Source organism: Paenarthrobacter sp. Z7-10, assembly GCF_026932795.1.
Classification (GTDB): Bacteria; Actinomycetota; Actinomycetes; order Actinomycetales; family Micrococcaceae; genus Arthrobacter_M.
In genome coordinates this window covers 26,548-48,279 of sequence record NZ_JADPVH010000025.1, presented here as the reverse complement: position 1 = coordinate 48,279, position 21,732 = coordinate 26,548, and the positions used below count along the sequence as shown (strand labels likewise).

Here is a 21,732-nt window from a genome sequence, read left to right as displayed (position 1 = left end):
CTGCGCGCGTTGGCGGGGTTGAACCCAGCCAAGGGCGGTCCCTCATTCCGGGGCATTGATTATTTGCCCGGCAGGGACTCCAATGGAAGCAATGGCAATCGCCCCTATTGGAGGTGAAGGAATGAGCGCCATCGGGGTTTTCCTGCAGCTGGGCAGCTGTGCCGTGGTCGTAGTGGGCGTTCTTGCCGTCCTCGTCTTTTGGCTGCGCGCCGGTGACCCGCGCGATATTAACCAGCGCGGTGATGACCTGCCGGGTGATGACCTGCCGGGTGATGACATGCTCAGTGACGACCTGAGCGTCGGCGGCCTGCGCGTGTGGAGCCTGCGCGGCAGCGCGGAAAAAGGCCGCTCCCGAAGTGGAGATGCGGTTTTCTGGAATTGCTTCCTGGCCTTGGCCCTGTTGCTGCCATGCGTGCTGATTCCGGCAATTTATAGTCCTGTAGCCGGTGCCGGGATGGCCTTCCTGGCGGCCGGAACCGCCGTGGCGGCTTATCTTGGCACTCCCGCCGCTGAGGATTTCCGCCACCGGCGGCGGGCACGCCGCACGGTACAGCGTTCCTTTGTTCCCGCCACTGCCCGGCACGAGGCCGCACTGGCCCGCTGGCGCTGCTACGAACTGGAGCTCGGGAACCTGATCGACTTTCCCGCCATGTCCGACGTCAGGCAGCCGGAAACGGCCCGGCTGTTCCGGGCCATGCGTGAGGCAGACGTGCATCGCGCGGCAGCGGATGGCGAGTATGTGCCAGCGGTGCGGCGGTTGGAACTGGCCTTAATCGCTGCGGAGCGGGCAGCCGGAGTGAGCGCGCTCTGGGCCTGTCCGCTGGGCGAGGCCCGGCAGGGCTGATCGTTCCACCGGGTACTTACGGTTGCTCAGCGGGAGCTGACGACGACGGCGGCCGTCGCCTCCGCGATCGCCCGCTCCTCGTCCGTTGGCACCACCAGGACGGCGATGTCTGAATCCGCCGTGCTGATCACCCGAGGTTCCTTGCTGCGCTTCCGGTTGGCGTCGTCGTCGAGCTTAATGCCCAGAGCGCTCAACCGTCCGGCCACCAGCTGGCGGAACTGCCAGGAATTCTCTCCGATGCCGGCAGTGAAAACCAAGGCCTGCGCACCGCCAACGGCCACGTGGTAACCACCTATGTACTTGGCCAGCCGATACGAGCTGACCGCCAGTGCCAGCACGGCCCGGTGATTTCCGGCTTCGGCCGATTCCACCACGGAGCGCATGTCATTATTGCCGGCCAGCGCCTGGAGCCCGGAATCCCGGTTCAGCAGGTCATCGATCTCGTCTGCGTCCATTCCCTGCCGGGCCAGGAAGACCAGGATGGAGGGGTCGATGTCCCCCGACCGAGTCCCCATCACGAGCCCCTCCAGCGGAGTGAACCCCATGGAGGTGTCAACGCTCACGCCGTCCTGGATGGCAGCGACCGACGCACCATTGCCCAGATGCGCAATCACCGCACAAAAGGCGCCCAGCTCCACGCCCAGCAGCTTCGCCGCCTGGTGCGCGACGAACTCGTGCGAGGTGCCGTGAAAACCGTAGCGGCGGATGCCAAAATTGCGGTAGAGCACGTCCGGGACCGCGTAACGCCAGGCGAACTCCGGCAGCGTGCGGTGGAAGGCCGTGTCGAACACCGCGACCTGTGGCAGTGCGGGCCACTTATCGGTGATGGCACGGATGCCCAAAACGTTGGCCGGATTGTGCAGCGGCGCCAGCGGATTGAGCCGCTCGATGGCGCGGGTAATTTCATTGTCGATCAGCACCGGGGCGCTGAAGCGCTCGCCGCCGTGCACCACCCGGTGCCCCACCGCATCGAGCTCCTGACCGTCGAGCGCCTCGTTGACCGCCAGGGCAATCCGCTCCAGCGCCTCGGCGTGGTCGCTGACGCTGTCGGGTCCCGCTGCGCGGTCGCCGATGCGCTCAACCAAGCCGCCGGTGATGACCCGTCCGCCGTCGTCGGCGCCATTGCTTTGCGGACCGTCGGCTGCCCGCAGAGGATCATCCGGGACGGGTACCTGGCGCAGCTGGTACTTTATCGAGGAAGATCCGGAATTGAGCACCAGAATCAGCATTTTCAGACCTGTCCTTCTGATTGCGGAACTGCGGCGGGTGCCAGGGTGTGGGACTGCACGACGGTGATCGCCACCGTATTGACGATGTCCTCGACGGTGCAGCCGCGGGAGAGATCGTTGACCGGCTTGCGCAGGCCCTGCAGGACCGGCCCCACGGCGACCGCCCCGGAGGATTGCTGCACCGCCTTGTAGGTGTTGTTGCCGGTATTCAGGTCGGGAAAAATGAAGACGGTTGCCTGCCCCGCGACGGAGGATCCGGGCATTTTGGACAAGGCAATGGAGGCGTTGACGGCGGCGTCGTACTGCAGCGGACCATCAACCGCGAGATCCGGGCGGCGGGCATGGACCAGGGCGGTGGCCCGGCGAACCTGATCCACTGCCTCCCCGGCGCCGGAACCCCCGGTGGAGTAGGAGAGCATGGCAATGCGCGGAACGATGCCAAACTGGGCTGCTGTTCCCGCTGACGCTATGGCGATGTCCGCCAGCTGTTCCTCATCGGGATCGGGGTTGACGGCACAGTCGCCGTACACCAGAACCCGATCGGTGAGCAGCATCAGAAAAACCGACGAAACGATCCTGACCCCCTCCTGCGTTTTAACAAACTCCAGGGCCGGCCGAATCGTGTTGGCAGTGGTGTGCGCGGCTCCGGAAACCATGCCGTCCATGATGCCGAGCTGGACCATCATGGTGCCAAAATAGGAACCGTCCAGCATCACCTCCCGGGCGGCCTGCAGCTCGATGCCCTTATGGGCGCGAAGCCGCGCATACTCCACCGCGAAGTCTTCGCGCAGTTCGCTCGTGGCCGGATCGCTCAGGTGCAGGCCGGTGAGGTCGATTCCGTGGGCCGACGCCAGTTCCCGGATCTGGTGCACCGGTCCAAGCAGGGTGAGCTCACAGACATCCCGGCGGTGCAGGATCTCGGCCGCGCGCAGGATCCGCACGTCCAAACCCTCGGGCAGCACAATATGCCGCCGGGCGGACCTGGCCCGTTCGATCAGTTCATGCAGGAACCGCAGAGGTGTCATCCGTTCGGGCCGCGGCAACGTGAGGCGTTCCAGCAGTTCAGGTTCATCCACCGCTTTCGCCCACGCGCCCAGTGCCGCAGCGGCCTTGCGGCGCTCGCCGGTGGCAATCTCCCCGCGCACCTCACTGATCCGTTTCGCCGTCTGGTAGGTGTCTTCGGCAACGGCGAAGACCGGAAAGGGAGCCTGAGCCAGCAGGGGATAGATATGGGCATCGGGGGAGAGCCCGCCGGTAAGCACCAAGGCGGAAGGAACCGGGAATTCGGCGGAAAGCGCGGAGGCAAGCGTGGCGACCATGACGTCCGCCCGGTCACCCGGGGTGATTACCAGCTCACCGTCGCGCAGGACGGACAAAAAATTTCCGACGTTCATGGCGGCGACCTTGATGCCTGTGACATCGCGTTCCAGGTTTGAGCTTCCAGCGATCTGCCCGCCGCCCAACGCAGCGGCCACCGTGGCGACGGTGGGACGGGAGAGCTCCTCGAGCTCCGGAAAGACGTAGACCGGCCGCCGGGAGGCGCCCGGCCGCACGGCGGCGCCGATGCGGGTGACTTCGGCCTCGTCCGCCCGGTTGACCATCATCGCCAGCAGCGAGCATTGCGCGGCATCCAGTTCCCGGCGTGCCACGTCAACCGCGTCGGCGGCCTCGTCGGCGGTCATGCCGCGCGCACCGACGACCGCCACCACCAGGCAACCCAGGTTATTCGCAAGGCGTGCGTTCAGATCGAACTCGACAGCGGCGTCGTGCCCGGTGAGGTCCGTTCCTTCGACAATCACCACGTCGCAGTTGCTGGCGATTTCACTGTAGATGGCCACGCATGCGGTGTCGATGTCCTCGCGCCGGCCCGCGGCGAGCATGGTGCGCGCCTGCTGGTCCGTCAGCCCGCCGCGGCACCGCGTGTCGTCCAAGTTGAAAGTGCGGCGCATCAGCGCCACCATCGGATCCTGCGTGGGATCCTGCACCTGGACGATGGGCCGAAAGAAGCCGATCCGGTCCGCGTGCCGGTGCAGCATATCCGCCAGGCCAAGCGTGATCAGCGACTTTCCGGATCCCGCGGTGGTGGCGCTGACGTAGATACCTCGGCTCATTGTCTCTCCTGCATCTCTGAGGCTGCACAAGTCATCCAGCGCGGGCGGACGTTTTAAGTGTCGACTTTTGCGTCGACTTTGCCCTCGGTCCCAAGTGCAACGCTAACCGTAAACGCCGTTGCGCGCAGGTGGCCACGATCCATTGCCAGCGGGGAGCCAAAGTGCCAAGCTCGAAGGATGATCGATACTGCAGAAAGTTTCCACAACGATGTGACAATGCACCGCAACGACGTGGAGCACCGCTACGAGCTGCAGGTCGCCGGCAAAGCGGCCTGCGCCGTGGACTTTAGGGACCTGCCCGGGCACGTGGATTTTCTCCATACCGAAACCGCGGACGGTTTCAGCGGCCGCGGTCTGGCGAAGGTGCTGGCCCGCTACGCCCTCGATGATGTGGTGGCTTCCGGAAAGCGGATTATTCCGCATTGCGCGTTCATCGCCCGGTTCGTCAGCAGGCACGACGTGTATACCCAGTGCACGGACTGGCCCTCGCCCTAACTCCACCGCTCGCCCTGATTCCAACCAAGAGGTGGCTCCTGCGGGCCGGCTGGGAGATGGGTGGGGCAGGCAAGGGAAGTGGGGCTTCGCGGGCAGGGCGTCGGTAGCATGGGGCATGACTGAAACTGCATTGATTACCGGAGCGACGGCGGGATTGGGGGCAGAATTTGCCCGCCAGCTGGGGGCGAAGCACTACAACTTGGTGCTGGTGGCCAGAGATGCCGAACGGCTGGCCACGGGGGCTGCAACCCTTCGGCAGGACTTCGGCGTGGCGGTGGAAACCATCGTCGCGGATCTGGAAACGAACGACGCCGTCGACCGGGTGGCCGCGCGGCTCCGGCAGGTGCGCGAACGGATAACGATCCTGGTGAACAACGCGGGGTATGGCCTGCCCAAACCCTTTGATGAAAACACCCTGGACCAGGAATCAGCACATTTGCGGATCCTTGTCACGACGCCGATGCAGTTGATGCATGCAGCCTTGGGTGTCATGCTGGAGCATGGTCATGGACGGATCATCAATGTGGCCAGCATGGCCGGCTTCATTCCGCGTGGCAGCTACGGCGCCTGCAAGGCTTGGCTCATCAGCTTCAGCCGGTGGGCGAACCTGGAGTACGGCCCCCGCGGAGTGACGATGACGGCGGTTTGCCCCGGCTTTGTGCACACCGAATTCCATCAGCGGATGGGGGCATCGACCCGGGCCATTCCGGAGTGGATGTGGCTGCGCCCGGACCGGGTGGTCCGCGAAGGCCTGGCCGATGCCCTGAGTGGAAAGGCTGTTTCGATCCCCTCGAAACGCTATGCGCTGCTGGCGGCCGGAAGCCGTTTTGTTCCCGCAGGGCTCGGCGCTGCGGCCGGCAGGCGCGGTCGCTGAGACTTTTTGGCTGGCCGCGGCGGGATCCCGCGCCGGTAAGCTGCGGGACTTCGCTCCCGTCAGCAGGAAATTCCGTGCCGATCCGGAATAGGTTTAGGTGGATCCGGAACGCAATAAGTCAAAGCTAGGCGGCACGCGCAGGTTGCGCGCACCGCCTTGCGTCGTCGTCGTGCTGTGCAATTTCCTGCTACTGCTGAACGCGAGTGTCCGACGAAGCAGTATGGGCATCGTCGGCTTCCGGGATGGACTCGTACGTCTCATCGAACGGCATGATGTCCATGTCGAGGTGCGGATTTTGATCCTGCTCGGCCACCAGCTCGTGTGCCTCCGCCGAGGTGGCCACGCTGGGCATGGATCCGGGCAGCGGTTTCCGGGCGGATTCTTTGAGGAAGTAGATGGCAATGGCTCCGATGGCGGATGTGAACACCAGATAGTACGCCGGCATCATGTCATTGCCGGTGAGTGCAATGAGCCCCTTGAGGATGAACGGAGTGGTGCCGCCAAAGATCGCCACGGAGAAGTTGTAGGCGATGCCCATGCCACCGTAACGGCTGGAGGTGGGGAAGAGCGCCGGCAGGGCCGAGGCGAGGTTGGCCACATAGAACGTCACGGGGAAGGCGACAAGTGCCAGACCGAGCAAAGTGGACCAGATGGACCCGATGCCGATAAGCATAAAGGCGGGAATCGCCAGCACGACAGTGCTTCCGGCTCCCACCCACAGAACCGGGCGGCGGCCAATTCGGTCCGACAGCCGTCCCGTCAGCGGGATGCAGACAGCCATAAGCACCAGCACCGGAATGGTCAGGATGGTGCCGTGGAGTTCGTCATAGCCCTTGGATTCCGTTAGGTATGTCGGCATGTAGGAGGTCAGCGCGTAGCCCACCGTGTTGGCCGCGGCAACCAGGATCATGGCGAGCACGATCTGGCGCCAGTAGGCCTTGACGATGCCGATCGGGCCCTTGGCCACATCTGCATCAGTGGCTTGTGCGTCCTTGGCCACTGCTTCCTGGGCATCCAGGGTGGCTTGGAACTGGGGGGATTCTTCGATCTTGCTGCGGAAGTAGATGGCGATCAGGCCCAGCGGTCCGGCCAGCAGGAACGGCAGTCGCCAGCCCCATGCTTCCATGGCGGGTTGCCCCAGGATCAGCTGGAGAACCGATACGAGGGCGGCGCCAATGGCGAAGCCGAGGTAGCTGCCCATGTCCAGGAAGCTGGCAAAGAACCCGCGGCGCTTGTCCGGGGCGTATTCGCTGACAAAGGTGGTGGCACCGGCATATTCTCCGCCGGTGGAAAACCCTTGTATCAGCTTGACCGCAACCAGCAGGACGGCTCCCCAGATTCCAATCTGGGCGTAGCCGGGGACCAGTCCCAGGGCAAACGTGGAGGCGGCCATGATCAGCAGGGTGGTGGCGAGCACCCGCTGCCGGCCGATCTTGTCGCCGAGCCAGCCGAAGATGACCCCGCCCAGCGGGCGCGCCAGGAAGGTGGCCGCGAAGGTTCCGAGCAGGAAAAGTGTCTGCACGGTTGGATCCGCCTTCGGCAGGAAGACCGGACCCATCGTGGTGATGAGGTATCCGAAGACGCCGACGTCGTACCATTCCATGGTGTTGCCGACAATGGTGCCGCCGACCGCTTTTTTGAGCATCGGCTTGTTGACGATATTGATGTGGCCGACATCCAGTCGGCGCCGCTTCAGGTGGGGAAGCCGGCTTGGAGGCGGCGTTCGTTTGGCGCGCTGCGCGCCGGTTGGGGAGGAAGTTGTACTTGGGTCTATGGGCATTTGCGCTTCTCCTGTGGAGGTCATTTGCTTGCGACATGAAGTTTTTAGCTCCGGGCAGACCATCAATCTTACACGTTGGAGCATATAACCGATAATGCGCTCTCAATTTAGCCCGCGGGTTTCTGGGCGCGCAGGGCTGCAGCCACCGCTGGTGCGACTCTACGAACCACCGCCCGTCCGGCGGAAATCACGCGTTGTGCGGGAGCAGCCGAGAGAGAATCTGGTGTCGTGTTTGCCCATGCGAAAGGATCTGTGCAGTCGAAATGACGTGTGCAGGCGAAAGGAAAATCAGATGCCGGTGTCCCGGGTCTCGTTCCGGGTGACGGCCTCGCCGGTTCCCGGATCCACCGCGCTGCGGCTTTCGGTGATCCGGTGCTGTCGGCGGGGAGCGGCCATGATCAGGGAAATCACCAATCCGATGACGCCCGCAACGATCAGGATGTAGCCGACCAGTTTCAGGTCCACAAAGGTGACAAGGGTCGGGTCGATGGCGAATGCGAGAATGGCGCCAACAACGATCAGGAATATCGTTGATCCAATGCGCATCTGCTGCTCCTTCATCCAGGGTGGAACTTCCGCCACGGGCCCTTTCGGTCCGTGCTTCTTTCAAGGACAGTACCGGCGCGACCACCTGCTGACAAGGTCAGCACCGATGTGAGCCGCGATGTGAGCAGGGCGTGAGCAGGGGTGTGAGCGCCGATGTGAGCCGCAGGCAAGCGCACCGGCCAACTGTGTTCTAGGCTTGGAGGAAGATCAAGGTCAGGGGTTTTGATGGCACGAAAGAACAGCAAGCGCTCCGCGTCCAAGCCCAACCCGGCGGTGAGGATCGCCACGCAGGCGGCTTTTGACCGTGAAGGCAAGCCCACTCCGGCGGTGGCCAAGGCACTGCTGCGGGCGGTCGACGTGCAACGGCCGCTCGTGTTGGCCAACCTGCGTCGACTTCGGCGCCGTCATCCGCACGCCAACACGGCGGAGCTGAGCAGGAAATTGGAACGCGATTTCATCTCGGCGGTCACGGGTGGAGGCGCGGCCATCGGAGCAACGGCCATCGTTCCTGGGTTGGGCACCGTGGCGTCGCTGTCAATTTCCGCCGCGGCGACGGTCGTTTTCCTGGAGACCACCGCACTCTACGCGCAGTCCGTGGCTGAACTGCACGGCGTCCGGCTGCAGGACCCGGAGCGCGCCCGCACCATGGTGATGGCCATCATGCTCGGAGAGGAAGGCACCGCAATGGTGCAGGGCCTGACCGGACATGCGCTCGGCACCGGCCGCACCTCCATGCAGGCATGGGGATCCGTGGTGGGCAAGAGCATGCCGCTTTCCGCGGTCAAAGGAATCGGCGGCCGGCTGCAGAAGGCCTTCCTGCGTCGGCTGTTGGTGCGCGAGGGGAGCGCCATCGTGGGCCGGGCCATTCCGTTTGGCATCGGAGCCGTGATAGGCGGAGCGGGAAACCTGATGATGGGCCGCGCGGTGGTCACGGCAACCAAGAATGCCTTCGGCCCTGCCCCCGAGTTTTTCCCGCCGGAACTTGCCGCGGAGCTGGAACAAAAACGAGCGGCGCGCGGGGTGGACGTGCCGGTGCGCCGGCGGACCCTGCCGGCGCTGCCGCGGTTGGGTGGACGGAAGGACAGGAATGGACCTCAACGCTGATCTCGGCGAATCGTTCGGCGCGTGGCGGATGGGCGACGACGAGGCGCTGCTGACCCTGGTCAGCAGCGCCAATGTGGCGTGCGGCTTCCATGCGGGCGATCCGCTCACCATGCTGGGCACCATCCGCGCCGCCGTTGTTAACAAGGTGCGCATCGGTGCGCACGTCAGTTACCGGGACCTGGCCGGCTTTGGTCGCAGGGCCATGGACATCGGCCGCGACGAGCTTTACGGCGATGTGCTGTACCAGTTGGCGGCCTTGGATGGAATGGCCAGGGCGGCGGGTGGCGCCGTGTCGTATGTGAAACCGCACGGCGCGCTTTACAACCGGATTGTCCATGATGCGGCACAGGCGAAGGCAGTAGGCGACGCGGTCCGGGATTTCGATCCGCGGCTGCCGATGCTCGGACTGGCGGGCTCGAAAATAGCTGCTGTCGCGGCGGAGAATGGACAGCGATTCGTCCGCGAAGCCTTCGTCGACCGCGGCTACCGCCCCGACGGGACCTTGGTGCCGCGTGGAGAGGCCGGGGCACTGCTGCTGGAGCCGGAGCCGGTGGCACGCCGGGCGGTGCAAATGGCCGTCTCCGGCACCGTGACGGCCGTGGACGGCACGGTATTGACCCTCGAGGTCGACTCGCTCTGCGTGCATGGCGACAGTCCCGGGGCGGTCGGCATGGCCCGCGCGGTGCGCGCCGGCCTGCAGAGTGCGAAGGTTCCCATTGCTGCCTTCTGCTGAGGAAGTTTCCGGCGGTCCCGCCATGCCGGGAATCGCGGCAGGTTCGTCCGCCGACGCGGCGCAGGCCGGGCTGGTGCTGCTGCCCTGCGGCGACAGCGCGGTGCTCGCGGAGCTGCCGGATCTGACGGCGGTGCTGGCCTTGTACCGCGGTTTGTCCGTGCATCGCCCCAGCGGCGTGGTCGATGTGGTGCCCGCCGCGCGCACCGTGCTGGTCAACTTCGATCCCGCCCTCATCGCCGGTGCAGTGGTGCGGCGCTGGCTGCAGGAAACCACCCCGATTGCCGGTGCAGAGGCAGGGACCGACGAAGTGCGGGTCGATGTCAACTACGATGGGCCGGATCTGGTGTCGGTGGCCCAATCCCTGGGCGTATCGCCGGAGGAGGTCGTCGCACTTCACACCTCTTCGCCCTGGACCGCCGCCTTCACGGGTTTCGCACCCGGTTTCGCCTACCTGGTCACCGACCATGACCGGCTTCAGGTTCCCCGGCGCGGCACCCCGCGCACGGTTGTCCCCGCCGGTGCAGTGGGGCTGGCCGGCGAATTCAGCGGAATTTACCCCGCCTCCTCCCCGGGCGGCTGGCAATTGATCGGGCACACGGACGCCGTGCTGTGGAATGCGCACGACGACGGCGCAGCGGCCCTGATCCGACCCGGCACGCGCGTGCGCTTCCGGGAGGTCTGAGTGGGTACCGTCTTCGCGCAGGTGCGCCGTCCCGGTCCGCTGACGTTGGTGGAGGATCTGGGCCGGCCCGGCCAGGCCGCTATGGGCCTGGGTCCCTCCGGAGCGCTGGATGGACGATCGCTGCGGCTGGCGAACCGGCTGGTGGCTAACAACGACGGCGCGGCGGGACTGGAGATCCTGCTCGGTGGCCTGGAGCTGGAGTTTCGAGCCGCCGCAGTGGTTGCTGTGACGGGTGCCCGCGGAGAGCTGGAGTGCGGGGGCAGCAGCCGGCCGCTGAACACGGCGCTGGAGCTGGCCCCCGGTTCGACGCTGAAGATCGGCACAGCGGCGGCCGGCCTGCGCTACTACCTGTCCGTCCAGGGCGGTCTGCAGACCCCGTCGCTGTTGGGCTCCGCCAGTGCGGACATTCTCTCCGGAATGGGCCCCCGGCCACTGCAGGCCGGTGATCTGCTGGAGCGCGGCCCGGCTGGGACGGATACCGCGGAGCGGATCCGGCAGTTGACGGTGAAGGCACCGCCACGACCCGAGCAGGTGATCGCGCTGCGGATCAGCGCGGGCCCGCGGCGGGACTGGTTTGATGCCTCCTCCTGGCATCGGCTGACCGGCCAGGAGTGGGAGATTTCGGCGGACAGCAATCGGATTGGCGCACGGCTGCTGGGCAAACCCCTGACCCAGCTGCGCCGCGGGGAGCTGCCCAGCGAGGGCATGGTCAGCGGGGCGCTGCAGGTGCCGCCGTCAGGATTGCCGACCATTTTCCTGGCCGACCACCCGGTGACGGGCGGCTATCCGGTGATCGCCGTCGTCGTCCGGGCGGACCTCGACCTGCTTGCGCAGGCCCGGCCGGGACAGAAAGTGCGGTTCTTCGCCGGCTGATCAGACCGGCGGTTCCGCGCCGGCGCCGGCTCAGCCGGGGAACACCAGGTGTGCCACGGCGAAAATGGCCAGCCCTGCCAGCCCGCCCACCACCGTTCCGTTGATCCGGATGTACTGCAGGTCCCGGCCCACCTGCAGCTCAATTTTTTCCGAGGTTTCCTTCGCGTCCCAGCGTCCCACCGTGTCGGAAATGATCGAGGCGATCTCATGCCGGTAAGTCCGCACCAAATAAGAGGCGGCGTCGCCGATCCAGGCGTTGGCCTTCGCCGCCAGCTCGTGGTCCTGGACCAGCCGCTTGCCGAAATCCCGCACGGCGGCAGTGAACTTAATCCGCAGCTCGCTGTCCGGGTCGTCGACGGCGGTCAACAGCGCGGACTTCACCGTCGTCCAGGTCCGCCCGGCCAGCTCGCGGACCCGCGGATCGTCGAGCACCTGAGCCTTAATCGACTCGGCCCGGGCAATCATGATGGGATCGTGCTGGAGTTCCTTGGCCAGGTCCTTGAGGTAATCGTCGAGCTGCAGCCGGACCTGGTGCTGCGGATCCCGCTGCACCGCCCTGGCGAACTTGTGCAGTTCGGTGTAGATCTTGTCCCCCATCAGCGAGTCCACGAATGTCGGCACCCAGGTGGGGGAGCGGTCGGAAACCAGGCGGCTGATGACTTCGTGGTTGCGCTCCACCCACTCGGTGGAGCGGTCCACCAGCAGATCGACCAGCTGATGGTGATGGCCGTCGTTAAAGATCTGTTCCGCTATCCGGCCGATCGGCGGCCCCCAGGGGGGATCGATCAGGTGCTTGCGGACCATGGATTCGATCACGTCACGGACGTCGTCATCGTTCAGGACCGCCATCATGCCGCGGATCAGTGCGGAGCCCTCGGTGGCGACGCGCTCGGCACCGGCCGGAGTGGCGAGCCAGGAACCTACGGTCTGCACCAGCCCCATGCCTGCCAATTTTTGCCGCACCACGGTCTCGGACAGGAAATTGGTTTCCACGAACTCGCCCAGACTGGCGCCAATCGCGTCCTTGCGGTTGGGGATGATCGCGGTGTGCGGGATCTTCAGTCCCATCGGGTACCTGAACAGCGCCGTCACGGCGAACCAGTCCGCGAGGGCGCCGACCATGCCGCCTTCGCTGGCTGCCCGCACGTACTCGAGCCACGGATATTGGCCCTGCAGTCCGAAGGAAACGGTGAAGATAATGGCAAACAGCACCAGCAGGGACAGCGCCGAGCCCTTCATCCGGCGCAGGGCCGAGGCTTTCTCCCGGTCGCTGGCCGGAACGGCGGCGGCCACCATACCGATGGCCGCCCCGGAACCCCCCGATGCGACACGGCCTGTTGGACGCGCGGCCGTGGAGTCCCTGGACGGATCGGATTTTTCGGTAGTCGCCATACAGCAAGACTAAGTTAAGCTGCCCGCTGCTGCCGGTGCTGTCCCCACCGCAGTGATTGCAATACCGTGGTGCCATGAGGCCATTGATCTACGCGCATCGGGGTTCGAGCGGACATTTTGCGGAACACACCCGTGCGGCCTATCTGCAGGCGCTGGCCGACGGCGTGGACGGGGTGGAATGTGACCTGCATCTGAGCAGTGACCAGGAGTTGGTTCTGCTGCATGACAATACGGTCGACCGCACCTCCAACGGGTCCGGGCCGGTGGCCTCGATGACTCTGGCGCAGCTGCGGGAGCTGGATTTTTCGGCCTGGAAGGGCGCCGCCGTGCCGGCGCAGTTCGGCGGCACAGCGCAGCAGTTCCTCACGCTGGCCGAATTGCTCTCAATCCTGCACGCTGCCGGACGGGAGCTGGCGCTGGCCATCGAGTTCAAGCACCCGAAGGGCTTCGACGAGCGGTTGGAAGCCCGGACGCTGCAGGAACTGCGTGCGGCGGGATGGGTACCGGAGAACTCGCATCTGGGCAATATTCGGGTCTCTTTCATGAGCTTCCATCCGCAGTCGGTGAAGTATCTGGCCCGCAGCGTTCCGGCCGGCTGTCTGTGCCAATTGCTCGACGACGTTGAGTCGGCGGCGCTCGAGGCGGAGGCAGCGGCCGATTCGGAGGCGGGGGCCGCCCGGGCCGCGAAGCTGCGGGCCGTGCAGGCTGAGGCGGAGCGGCTGCTCGACGCCGGTGAGGTGGGACTGGCCGGACCGGGCGTGGATTACCTCCGGAGCCATCCGGACCGGGTCAGGTCCTGGCTGAGTGCTGGTTCGCGGCTGCGGGTCTGGACCGTCGATGAACCCGAGGACCTGCAGCTGTGCATCGAGCTGGGGGTGCAGGAAATCACCACCAACCTTCCGGCGCGGATTCGTGGCCTGCTTCCAGTCAATTGTGATTGAGTGGAATCATGGCATCACGTATCGAGGATTATGCGCTCCTGTCCGACATGCATACCGGGCCGCTGGTTTCGCGGTCCGGCAGTGTTGATTGGCTATGCTTCCCGCGTTTCGATTCGCCGTCTGTTTTCGGTGCGTTGCTGGGCACCGAGGATGCCGGCCGCTGGCTGCTTGCGCCCGAGGCGGCAAACGCCGTCGTCGTCGCCCGACGCTACCTGGACGGAACCTTCGTGCTGCAGACGGATTGGCAGGCCGACGGCGGCAGCGTCCGGATCACCGAATTCATGCCGGTGGGGGACAGGCGCGCCTCGTTGGTGCGCCGGGTTGAGGGCCTGACCGGCAGCGTGCGGATGCGCCAGGAACTGAAAGTCCGCTTCGGCTATGGTGAGGTGCTGCCGTGGATGAGCCGGATGCCCGACGCCGATGGCCGCCAGGTGCTGATGGCGGTGGCCGGCCCGGACGCGCTGGTGCTGCGCTCCCACCCGCTGCCCAAGGCCTCCGATCATATGCACGTGGGGGAATTTACCGTTGCGGCTGGCGAAACCTCGGATTTGGAATTGGCCTGGTATCCCTCGCACCGGAGCATTCCGGCCGCCATATACATTGATGCCGCCCTGGAACTGACGGTCAAATACTGGTCTGAATGGGCCGCCAGTTGTGTCCTGGATGGCGAATATGCCAGTTCGGTAAGGCGCTCGCTGCTGGTGCTCCGGGCCCTGACGCATGAGGATACCGGCGGCATTGTGGCCGCGCCCACAACCTCGCTCCCGGAGGATTTCGGCGGTGCCCGAAACTGGGACTACAGGTACTGTTGGCTCCGTGACGCGGCGCTGACGTTGGAGGCGATGCTGACGCACGGGTACGCCCAGGAGGCGCTGCACTGGCGCAACTGGCTGCTGCGGGCAGTTGCGGGCGATCCGGAGGACCTGCAGATCATGTACGGCGTGGCGGGTGAGCGTCAGTTGGAGGAGTACGACCTTCCCAATCTCTCCGGCTACGAAAACTCAACACCGGTGCATGTGGGCAACGGTGCCGTCACCCAATACCAGGCCGACGTGGTGGGCGAGGTGATGGTGGCGCTGGAAAAGCTGCGGCTGGGCGGCGGCAAGGAGGACCACTTCTCCTGGCCGCTGCAGCGCTCGCTAATGAACTTCGCCGAGAAGCATCTCGAGGACAAGGATCAGGGCATCTGGGAAATGCGCGGCGAGCCAAAGTATTTCACCCATTCGCGGGTGATGATGTGGGCAGCCTTCGATTCCGCGGTGCGGGCCGTTCGCGATCACGATCTGCCGGGACCGCTCAAGCGCTGGGAGGAACTGCGGGATGGTTTGCGCAAGGAAATCTGCGCCCGCGGTTTTAACCGGGAATTGAATTCCTTCACCCAGACCTACGGTGGTTCGCAGACGGATGCCTCGCTGCTGGTGATCCCGCAGGTGGGGTTCCTGCCCTACGACGATCCCATGATGGTGGGCACGGTGGCGCAGATGGAACGTGAACTGCTCGACGACGACGGCCTGCTGCTGCGCTATCGGACCGAATCCGGAGTGGACGGCCTGGCTCCCGGCGAACATCCGTTCCTCGCCTGCTCCTTCTGGCTGGTGGAACAGTACGCGCATACCGGCCGGCGCGCAGATGCCAAAAAACTGATGGACCGGCTGGTCGGTCTGTCCAACGACCTGGGGCTGCTAAGCGAGGAATATGCGGTTTCCCTGGGACGCATGGCAGGAAACTTTCCGCAGGCATTTTCGCACCTGGCTCTGGTGCGTGCGGCAGACGCGCTGCACGGGTCCGAGCGCCTCAGCCTTGAGGCAGGCGACGAGGTGCGCACCGCTGTTCGCGACGACGAAGCGGCCTCGGTGTGAGGATCGACTATTCGGCCCTCGCCCTGTCGGCCCTGCTGAGTGCGAGCACGATCAAGCACCTTCGGGATCCCAAGTTCTACTATCCGGTCATACCACGCAGCCTATGCACGGACACGAACGGCGGTTTTGGCGTCATGTCCCGCCAGGAATGGGTCAGCTCGAGCGCCGTGCTGGAGGCTGCCGCCGCCGTCGGGCTGCTGCTTCCGGGCACCCGCAAGGCCGCCGCAACCGCAACCGCCCTGATGTTCGCCGGTTTCACGGCGGGCCATATCTTTGCCCTGCGGCGCGCCTTCGGCCCCAGTGGAACCCGGCGCGGGCAGGTTGTGCATTCGCTCCGACTGCCGTTGCAGCTCCCGCTGGTCCTGTGGGCCTGGAGCCTGCGCCGCAGGTGAGGGCTTTGCTGGCGTCGCCAGCGGCACGGATCGGCCTGTCCATCAGCCTGGCGACCGGCCTCTACGGCGTCTCCTTTGGCGCGCTTTCCGCGGCGGCGGGGCTGCTGTTCTGGCAGACCATGGCACTGAGCCTGCTGCTGTTCAGCGGTGGTTCGCAGTTCGCTTTTATCGCAGTGATCGGCGGCGGCGGCAGCGGGATCGCGGCGATGGGCGCGGCCGCCCTGCTCGGGATACGCAACGGGGTTTATGGGATGCAGCTCAACGCGCTGCTGCGCCCTCGCGGAGCGTTGAGGCTGCTCGCGGCGCAGCTGACCATCGACGAATCGACTGCGACCAGCACCGGTCAACAGGATCCCCTCGAGCAGCGGCGGGGTTTCTGGGTGGCGGGAATCGGCGTGTTCGTGCTGTGGAACGTGTTCACTGCCGCTGGTGCCTTGCTGGGCAGCACCATGGGGGATCCCAAACAATGGGGTCTGGATGGCGCCGCTGCGGCCGCCTTTTTGGGGCTGCTCTGGCCTCGGATTAAGGGCCGCCAGCCGGCCGCCATCGCCGTAGTGTGTGCGCTGGCCACGGTGCTGGCCGTACCGCTCGTGCCGCCCGGTGTTCCGATTCTGCTGGCCGCGGTGGTTGCCGGGCTGATCGGATGGTTCCGCCACGGCCACGAGCAGGAAGGGCTGGAGCCGGACGTTCAGCCGCATGCGGACGGTGGCCCCCGTCCCCGGCGGCCACCGCCGTGAACCTGTGGCCATGGGTCCTGTTGGCAGCCGGGTTGGCGTTCGGCACTAAACTGTTGGGCTATCTTGTCCCATCCAAATGGATGAACCATCCGCGGATGGCAAGGGTGGCCGGTACGCTCACGATTGGCCTGCTGGCTTCGCTGACGGTTCTGAACACGGTCGTCAGCGGGCAGCGGCTGGTTCCGGATGCCCGGCTCGGGGCGCTCGCCGCCGCGGCCGCCGCGCTGAGCCTGCGGGCGCCGTTCCTGGTGGTGGTGCTGGTGGGCGCCGCCGCGGCTGCCGGCCTGCGTCTGCTGGGCTGGGGATAGCGGTTCAGCCGAGGGGATGCGCCGGTCGCGGCCTGCGGGGTGAGCGATGACCAACGCCAGGAACTGGATCAGCTTCCGGCAGCGGCCGTGCCGCAGCCGGTGTCAGTATGCCGTCAGCGAGAATCAACAGGTAGCGCCGCCAGGAGTCGGATCCCCGTACGTTCGTTTCGAGCGCGCCGACGGTCATGGCGAGCAACGGCACCACATCATTGGGGCTCAGGTCGGCGCGGATTGCGCCCTGTTCCTGGCCCCGGGCCAGCAGGGTCCGCAGGGATTCCAGCAGTGGGAAGGTAGCGCCGACCAGCAGGCGCTGGCGGCTGGTCGCGGCCGCGAGCAGGTTCAGCTCCTCGCTGGCCACTTCCAGCAGCGCTGCGGTGACGGACAAGAGGCCTTGCGCGGCGTCGTCGGCCCGCAACGCCGCGGCCGCGACCGGCGCGACTTTAACGCTCAGCCGCTGGGACAGCGCCGCCAGGACCAGCTGCTCCTTATCGGCGAAGTTGCGGAACAGCGTGGCAGGACCAACGCCTGCCTCCCGGGCTATGACGTGCAGCGAAACATCCGGCCCGTCGCGCCGGAAACATTCCCGGGCGGCCACGATGATTTTGTCGATGTTGCGCGCCGCATCCGCCCTCCGCGGCTTGGCACCCATCTCCGACATGTCCAGAGACTAGCAACGCGGTCGGCGGTACAGGGGACAATGGAGTTGAAAGACCTGCAGCCGGCCGGGCTGCGCGAGGGAGAGTCGAGCGTCGGAGGAAACACGATGAAAGTTGAAATTGAGCCCTACAGCTGCGTCAGCAGCGGCAACTGTCTGATGGTCGCACCCAAGGTCTTTGATCAGGATCCGGAGGACGGCCGGGTCATCCTGCTGACCGAGGAACCGGCCGCAGAACAGCGCGGCAATGTGGACAAGGCCATCTTCCTGTGCCCAGCGCAGGCCATTGCCTGGGCTGAGGAGGACCAGTCATGATTGCAGCGTTTTCGGTGGCACCCTCCGGCACTCCGGCGAACGGCACGACATCAGATAATGCCTCGGTTCACCACGCGGTCGCGGCTGCCGTGAAAGTGGTCCGGGAGTCGGGACTTCCGCATTCCACAAGCTCAATGTTCACCGAACTTGAGGGCGAGTGGGATGAGGTGATGGACGTGATCAAGCGGGCGACGCAGGCTGCGGGCGCCTACGGATCCAGGGTCTCGCTTGTGCTCAAGGCTGATATCCGCCCCGGCTACAGCGGTGAACTCACGGCGAAGGTCCAGCGGCTGGAGAAGGCGATTCAGGAAGGCACGTAGAGCGCCACGTCGGTTAGCATGGCCAGATGAGAGCCTTCAGCATCCGCGCCGCCACGGCTGAGGACGCCGAGGAGCTGGTTCGGATGCATACGGCGGCGCACGAGGAGGCCTACGGGCCACTGTTGCCACCGGAGTTTTTTGCCGGCCGCAGGGCGAACATTGCGGCGCGGATTGAGCAGCGCCGTGACGCCCTGCTGTCCGGTTACGTTCCGCTGCTGGCGTACGACGACGACGACGGCCAGTTGGTCGGCATTGCCCACGCCGGTCCCGGCAGGGATGACGACGCGCCAACCGAACTGGAACTGCAGATGATCTACGCGCTGGAACGCGTGCACGGCCACGGCGTGGGGCAGGCGCTGCTGGATGCCGCGGTTGGAACGGCGCCGGCATTTCTCTGGGTGCTGGCGGAGAACCCGAGGGCGCAGGCGTTCTATGCCAAAAATGGTTTTGTCCCCGACGGGGCCCATAAGCTGCTGCCGGACTCCTGGTGCAATCTGCCGGAGATCCGGATGGTCCGCCGGCACCAGGCCGGGCAGGGCCAGCGTACGTCCGGCGTGCGCCGCTGATGGGCAGGCAGCGAAGCAGCCGCCCACCGGCAGAGAATTCAGGGCAGCGCGGGGACGGCCCCGCGGCCGGCAGCTACGACATTGACACCGGAACGGCGGAACTCATCCCGGACGGCGATAATCCGGATGGTTGGTTGCTCAAGCTCAACGGCGTCCAAAGTTCCCATGTGGACCTGTCGGACCCGCTTCGGCTGGATTTCGAGTACATGCGCTGGATTGTTGCCCTGGTGGAGAGCCAGTGGGCAACCGCGTCATTCCCCGCGCCGGCCCGGCATCGCGTGCTGCACCTCGGTGGTGCGGCCTGCTCGATGGCGCGCTACCTGGTCGCCGCCTACCCGGACTCGCACAATCTCGTCGTCGAAATCGACTCCAGGCTGGCTGACCTTGTCCGGATTTGGTTCAACCTGCCGCGTGCCCCGCAGCTGAAGATCCGGGCGGGTGAGGCCCGGGCGGTGACGGAATCGCTGCCCGACAGCAGCCGCGACTTGATTATTCGGGACGTCTTCGCCGGACCGGTAACGCCCAAACCGCTCACTACGGCCGAGTTTACGGCACAGGTTCATCGGGTGCTGGCTCCGGCCGGGGTGTACGTGATCAACTGCGGTGCTCCGCCGTCCCTGGTGGTGGCCCGTCAGGAGGCGGCGACCCTCGCTGCGGAATTTGCCCATACCGTGATCATCGCCGACCCCCCGATGCTCAAGGGCAGGCGCTACGGCAATATCATCCTGGCCGGAAGCGACGCGCCGCTCGGTGAAAACCCGCTGCTGCCCCGCACGTTGCTCGGGGGCGCGATGCCGGCCCAGCTCTGGAATGACCGCCAAGTGCGCCAGTTCGGCCGACCAGCCGCCGTGCTCACCGACAATCCACGTCCGCTTCCCCGGGACCATCCCTCCTCTCCACCGATTCATGCCGCGGATCCCTCCACTCCCGCTCCTCCGCCGGCCGAAACGCCATGAACCCCACCAGACCCCGGAGAGTTCCCGGGTCTGGCGGCCAAGCTGGGGTTTCGCAGATGGAGCCGGGAGGGTAGGGCGGCGTGTGCGTTGCGTTCCGCCGGGGCACGTGCTGAAGTGGGGACATGAACACAGCCGGCGCCCCGACAAACCAGGAGAAGACGATGCAGGACAACAGCCCGCTGCCGGATCCGGCTTCCAGCGCGACGTCCGCCGACCGCCCGCTGTCGGGACGGCGGGCCTTGGTGACGGGCGGGGCCAGCGGCATCGGGGCCGCCGTCGTGCGGGAACTTGCGGCTAAAGGCGCGCACGTCACCATCGCTGACATGAACGAAGCGTCGGCAGTGCGATTGGCCAGCGAGGTCGACGGCGAAACCTGGGCCGTGGATCTGTCCGACACCTCAGCGCTGGCCGGGCTGGTCCTGGACGCAGACATTCTGGTCAACAACGCCGGCATCCAACGCATCAGTGCGCTGCAGGAGTTTGATCCGGCGGATTTCCGCCGCATCCTGACGCTGATGCTTGAGGTTCCCTTTCTGCTGATCCGTGCGGCGCTGCCGCACATGTATGACCAGGGATTTGGCCGGATCGTGAACATTTCATCGGTGCACGGGTTGCGGGCGTCGCCCTTCAAGGGCGCTTATGTGGCGGCCAAGCACGGCCTCGAGGGGCTTTCCAAAGTGGCGGCGCTGGAGGGTGGCGAACATGGGGTGACCAGCAACTGCGTGAACCCCGGCTACGTGCGCACAGCGCTGGTGGAGGCACAGATCGCGGATCAGGCGAAGGTGCACGGCATCAGCGAGGCCGAGGTCCTGAACAAGGTGATGCTCACCGAGAGCGCGATCAAACGGCTGGTGGAACCGGAGGAGGTCGCATCCCTGGTCGGCTGGCTGGTCTCCGGACCGGCAGCCATGGTGACAGGTGCGTCCTACACTATGGATGGTGGCTGGTCTGCCCGCTGACGGTTCGCTTCTGCACCGGTGGCGCGGCTGCAGCCGCACTCACCGGGTACAACTCCAAACGTTCGACTCTTCCGGCACGAACGAGGAACCTTGACCAGCAATACCACGCGGCCATCCAAAGTGCCGGCTGCGGAAAACACCTTGCGCTTGCTGAAGTTGCTCGCTTCCCGGCGCGGACCGATGGCGGCATCCACCATCGCAGCCAGCTTGGGCCTGCCCCGGTCCAGCGTCTACCACTTGCTGTCGGTGATGGAACAGAACGGATTCGTCCTGCATCTGCATGAGGAGCAGCGTTACGGACTGGGCATCAGTGCCTTCGAACTAAGCTCCGCTTATTCCCGGCAGGAGCCGCTGTCGAGACTGGGACGTCCGCTGCTCGCCGCGCTGGTGGACGGAATTGGTGAAAGTGCGCACCTTGCCGTGATGCACGGACGTGATGTCGTCTATATTGTCGAAGAGCGGGCCAAGAACCGGCCGTCGCTGGTGACAGACGTCGGCGTCCGGCTGCCCAGCCATCTCACCGCCAGCGGGCGAGCCATCCTCGCTGCGCTGCCCAAGTCCCAGGTCCGGGCCCTATATCCCAATGCGGCAGCCTTCACCGCGCGGCACGAAACCGAGAGTCCCATCCTGAAGTACTCGATGCTGCAGGCTCACCTGGAGCAGGTCCGGCAGCGTGGGTACGCCACAGAGCATGGCGAAGTGACGCCTGGATTCGGCTCAGTTGCGGCGGCTGTCACTGATCACGTCGGCTGGCCAACAGCGGCCGTTGCCGTGACGTTCCTGGAAGACAAGGTGCCAGCAGAACAGTGGCTGGACCTTGCCCGCCGGGTACAGAAAGTGGCCGATGAGTTGTCGAACCGAATCCACGGCCGGCCGGGTGTGTAACCGGCTCCGCCCGCGCCCCACCCGAACGCTGGACCCAGTCCCTGCGGTGGATGTCTGAGATACAAGACAACCCCGTCCGAAAACCCCTTGGTGCGGACCGGCGCACAGGCTTTCATAGAAGTAAGGATATTTTCGATCGCCGCGTCCCGGAATGACTTGGACGCCTCGAGCAGCCA

The 21,732-nt window shown here is 65.6% G+C and carries 24 protein-coding genes; 18 read left to right on the top strand and 6 right to left on the bottom strand.

The genetic code is table 11. From position 1 onward, the window contains the following. Positions 1–91: 91 nt before the first annotated feature. On the top strand, positions 92–844 hold the full coding sequence (locus IV498_RS09465) for a hypothetical protein (RefSeq protein WP_269046308.1): 753 nt from the start codon (positions 92–94) through the stop codon (positions 842–844). Between the two features lie 26 nt (positions 845–870). Here the strand turns inward: IV498_RS09465 and IV498_RS09460 are convergent, their stop codons facing one another. Next, positions 871–2,073 carry an acetate kinase gene (locus tag IV498_RS09460; RefSeq protein ID WP_269046307.1) on the bottom strand — a complete coding sequence of 401 codons (1,203 nt, stop codon included), beginning with the start codon at positions 2,071–2,073 and terminating at the stop codon, positions 871–873. Positions 2,074–2,075: 2 nt separating this feature from the next. Then, positions 2,076–4,184: a phosphate acetyltransferase gene (pta, locus tag IV498_RS09455; RefSeq protein ID WP_269046306.1), complete on the bottom strand. Its 2,109-nt coding sequence runs from the start codon at positions 4,182–4,184 to the stop codon at positions 2,076–2,078. Between the two features lie 177 nt (positions 4,185–4,361). On the opposite strand from pta, the gene IV498_RS09450 reads away from it, so the two are divergent. Both IV498_RS09450 and IV498_RS09445 read left to right on the top strand, forming a co-directional pair. Beyond that, a complete protein-coding gene (locus IV498_RS09450) occupies positions 4,362–4,679 on the top strand; it encodes a GNAT family N-acetyltransferase (protein WP_269046305.1) in 318 nt (105 codons plus the stop codon). Positions 4,680–4,794: 115 nt separating this feature from the next. Continuing rightward, positions 4,795–5,553, top strand: coding sequence for an SDR family NAD(P)-dependent oxidoreductase (locus IV498_RS09445; RefSeq protein WP_269046304.1), 759 nt, complete (start codon positions 4,795–4,797; stop codon positions 5,551–5,553). A gap of 187 nt (positions 5,554–5,740) precedes the next feature. Here the strand turns inward: IV498_RS09445 and IV498_RS09440 are convergent, their stop codons facing one another. Continuing rightward, positions 5,741–7,333 (bottom strand): MFS transporter, encoded by a 1,593-nt coding sequence (locus IV498_RS09440; RefSeq protein WP_269046303.1) that lies wholly within the window; start codon positions 7,331–7,333, stop codon positions 5,741–5,743. 288 nt (positions 7,334–7,621) lie between these two features. Beyond that, entirely contained in the window at positions 7,622–7,879 is a 258-nt protein-coding gene (locus IV498_RS09435) for a DUF6458 family protein (protein WP_269046302.1), read from the bottom strand. 225 nt (positions 7,880–8,104) lie between these two features. Here IV498_RS09435 and IV498_RS09430 point away from each other — a divergent pair, with 225 nt between their 5' ends. From IV498_RS09430 to IV498_RS09415, 4 genes are read left to right on the top strand one after another with little or no spacing between them, the layout of a single operon-like run. Next, complete coding sequence (locus tag IV498_RS09430) at positions 8,105–8,983, top strand: hypothetical protein (protein WP_269046301.1); 879 nt, start codon at positions 8,105–8,107, stop codon at positions 8,981–8,983. Then, positions 8,967–9,716: a LamB/YcsF family protein gene (locus IV498_RS09425; RefSeq protein ID WP_269046300.1), complete on the top strand. Its 750-nt coding sequence runs from the start codon at positions 8,967–8,969 to the stop codon at positions 9,714–9,716. Before IV498_RS09430 ends, IV498_RS09425 begins: the two co-directional genes overlap by 17 nt. Before the next feature lie 22 nt (positions 9,717–9,738). Further along, positions 9,739–10,398, top strand: coding sequence for an allophanate hydrolase subunit 1 (locus IV498_RS09420; RefSeq protein ID WP_269046323.1), 660 nt, complete (start codon positions 9,739–9,741; stop codon positions 10,396–10,398). Then, on the top strand, positions 10,399–11,271 hold the full coding sequence (locus tag IV498_RS09415; RefSeq protein WP_269046299.1) for a biotin-dependent carboxyltransferase family protein: 873 nt from the start codon (positions 10,399–10,401) through the stop codon (positions 11,269–11,271). It begins immediately after the preceding gene. Positions 11,272–11,301: 30 nt separating this feature from the next. Here the strand turns inward: IV498_RS09415 and IV498_RS09410 are convergent, their stop codons facing one another. After that, positions 11,302–12,663: a DUF445 domain-containing protein gene (locus IV498_RS09410; RefSeq protein WP_442951332.1), complete on the bottom strand. Its 1,362-nt coding sequence runs from the start codon at positions 12,661–12,663 to the stop codon at positions 11,302–11,304. A gap of 74 nt (positions 12,664–12,737) precedes the next feature. Here IV498_RS09410 and IV498_RS09405 point away from each other — a divergent pair, with 74 nt between their 5' ends. The 5 genes from IV498_RS09405 to IV498_RS09385 are packed head-to-tail and all read left to right on the top strand — an operon-like array spanning position 12,738 to position 16,900. Further along, positions 12,738–13,604 (top strand): glycerophosphodiester phosphodiesterase, encoded by an 867-nt coding sequence (locus tag IV498_RS09405; RefSeq protein ID WP_269046298.1) that lies wholly within the window; start codon positions 12,738–12,740, stop codon positions 13,602–13,604. A gap of 8 nt (positions 13,605–13,612) precedes the next feature. Then, positions 13,613–15,463 carry a glycoside hydrolase family 15 protein gene (locus IV498_RS09400; RefSeq protein ID WP_269046297.1) on the top strand — a complete coding sequence of 617 codons (1,851 nt, stop codon included), beginning with the start codon at positions 13,613–13,615 and terminating at the stop codon, positions 15,461–15,463. Continuing rightward, a complete protein-coding gene (locus IV498_RS09395) occupies positions 15,460–15,855 on the top strand; it encodes a hypothetical protein (protein ID WP_269046296.1) in 396 nt (131 codons plus the stop codon). The genes IV498_RS09400 and IV498_RS09395 overlap by 4 nt, the downstream gene beginning before the upstream one ends. An 8-nt stretch (positions 15,856–15,863) precedes the next feature. Next, entirely contained in the window at positions 15,864–16,592 is a 729-nt protein-coding gene (locus IV498_RS09390; RefSeq protein ID WP_269046321.1) for an AzlC family ABC transporter permease, read from the top strand. Then, entirely contained in the window at positions 16,589–16,900 is a 312-nt protein-coding gene (locus IV498_RS09385; RefSeq protein WP_269046295.1) for an AzlD domain-containing protein, read from the top strand. Before IV498_RS09390 ends, IV498_RS09385 begins: the two co-directional genes overlap by 4 nt. A 4-nt stretch (positions 16,901–16,904) precedes the next feature. Here the strand turns inward: IV498_RS09385 and IV498_RS09380 are convergent, their stop codons facing one another. Then, positions 16,905–17,558 carry a TetR/AcrR family transcriptional regulator gene (locus IV498_RS09380; protein ID WP_269046294.1) on the bottom strand — a complete coding sequence of 218 codons (654 nt, stop codon included), beginning with the start codon at positions 17,556–17,558 and terminating at the stop codon, positions 16,905–16,907. Positions 17,559–17,663: 105 nt separating this feature from the next. Between IV498_RS09380 and IV498_RS09375 the strand changes: the two genes are divergently transcribed. From IV498_RS09375 to IV498_RS09350, 6 genes are all read left to right on the top strand, one after another. Beyond that, positions 17,664–17,870 (top strand): ferredoxin, encoded by a 207-nt coding sequence (locus IV498_RS09375; protein WP_269046293.1) that lies wholly within the window; start codon positions 17,664–17,666, stop codon positions 17,868–17,870. Continuing rightward, entirely contained in the window at positions 17,867–18,190 is a 324-nt protein-coding gene (locus IV498_RS09370) for a thiamine-binding protein (protein ID WP_269046292.1), read from the top strand. Before IV498_RS09375 ends, IV498_RS09370 begins: the two co-directional genes overlap by 4 nt. Positions 18,191–18,216: 26 nt before the next feature. Further along, a complete protein-coding gene (locus IV498_RS09365) occupies positions 18,217–18,756 on the top strand; it encodes a GNAT family N-acetyltransferase (protein ID WP_269046291.1) in 540 nt (179 codons plus the stop codon). Then, positions 18,756–19,712, top strand: coding sequence for a spermidine synthase (locus tag IV498_RS09360; RefSeq protein ID WP_269046290.1), 957 nt, complete (start codon positions 18,756–18,758; stop codon positions 19,710–19,712). Before IV498_RS09365 ends, IV498_RS09360 begins: the two co-directional genes overlap by 1 nt. Before the next feature lie 161 nt (positions 19,713–19,873). Then, positions 19,874–20,671 (top strand): 3-hydroxybutyrate dehydrogenase, encoded by a 798-nt coding sequence (locus IV498_RS09355; RefSeq protein WP_269046320.1) that lies wholly within the window; start codon positions 19,874–19,876, stop codon positions 20,669–20,671. A gap of 90 nt (positions 20,672–20,761) precedes the next feature. Further along, the gene (locus tag IV498_RS09350) at positions 20,762–21,556 is read left to right on the top strand and encodes an IclR family transcriptional regulator (protein ID WP_269046289.1); all 795 of its coding nucleotides are present in this window, start codon (positions 20,762–20,764) and stop codon (positions 21,554–21,556) included. The last annotated feature ends 176 nt before the right edge of the window (positions 21,557–21,732 follow it).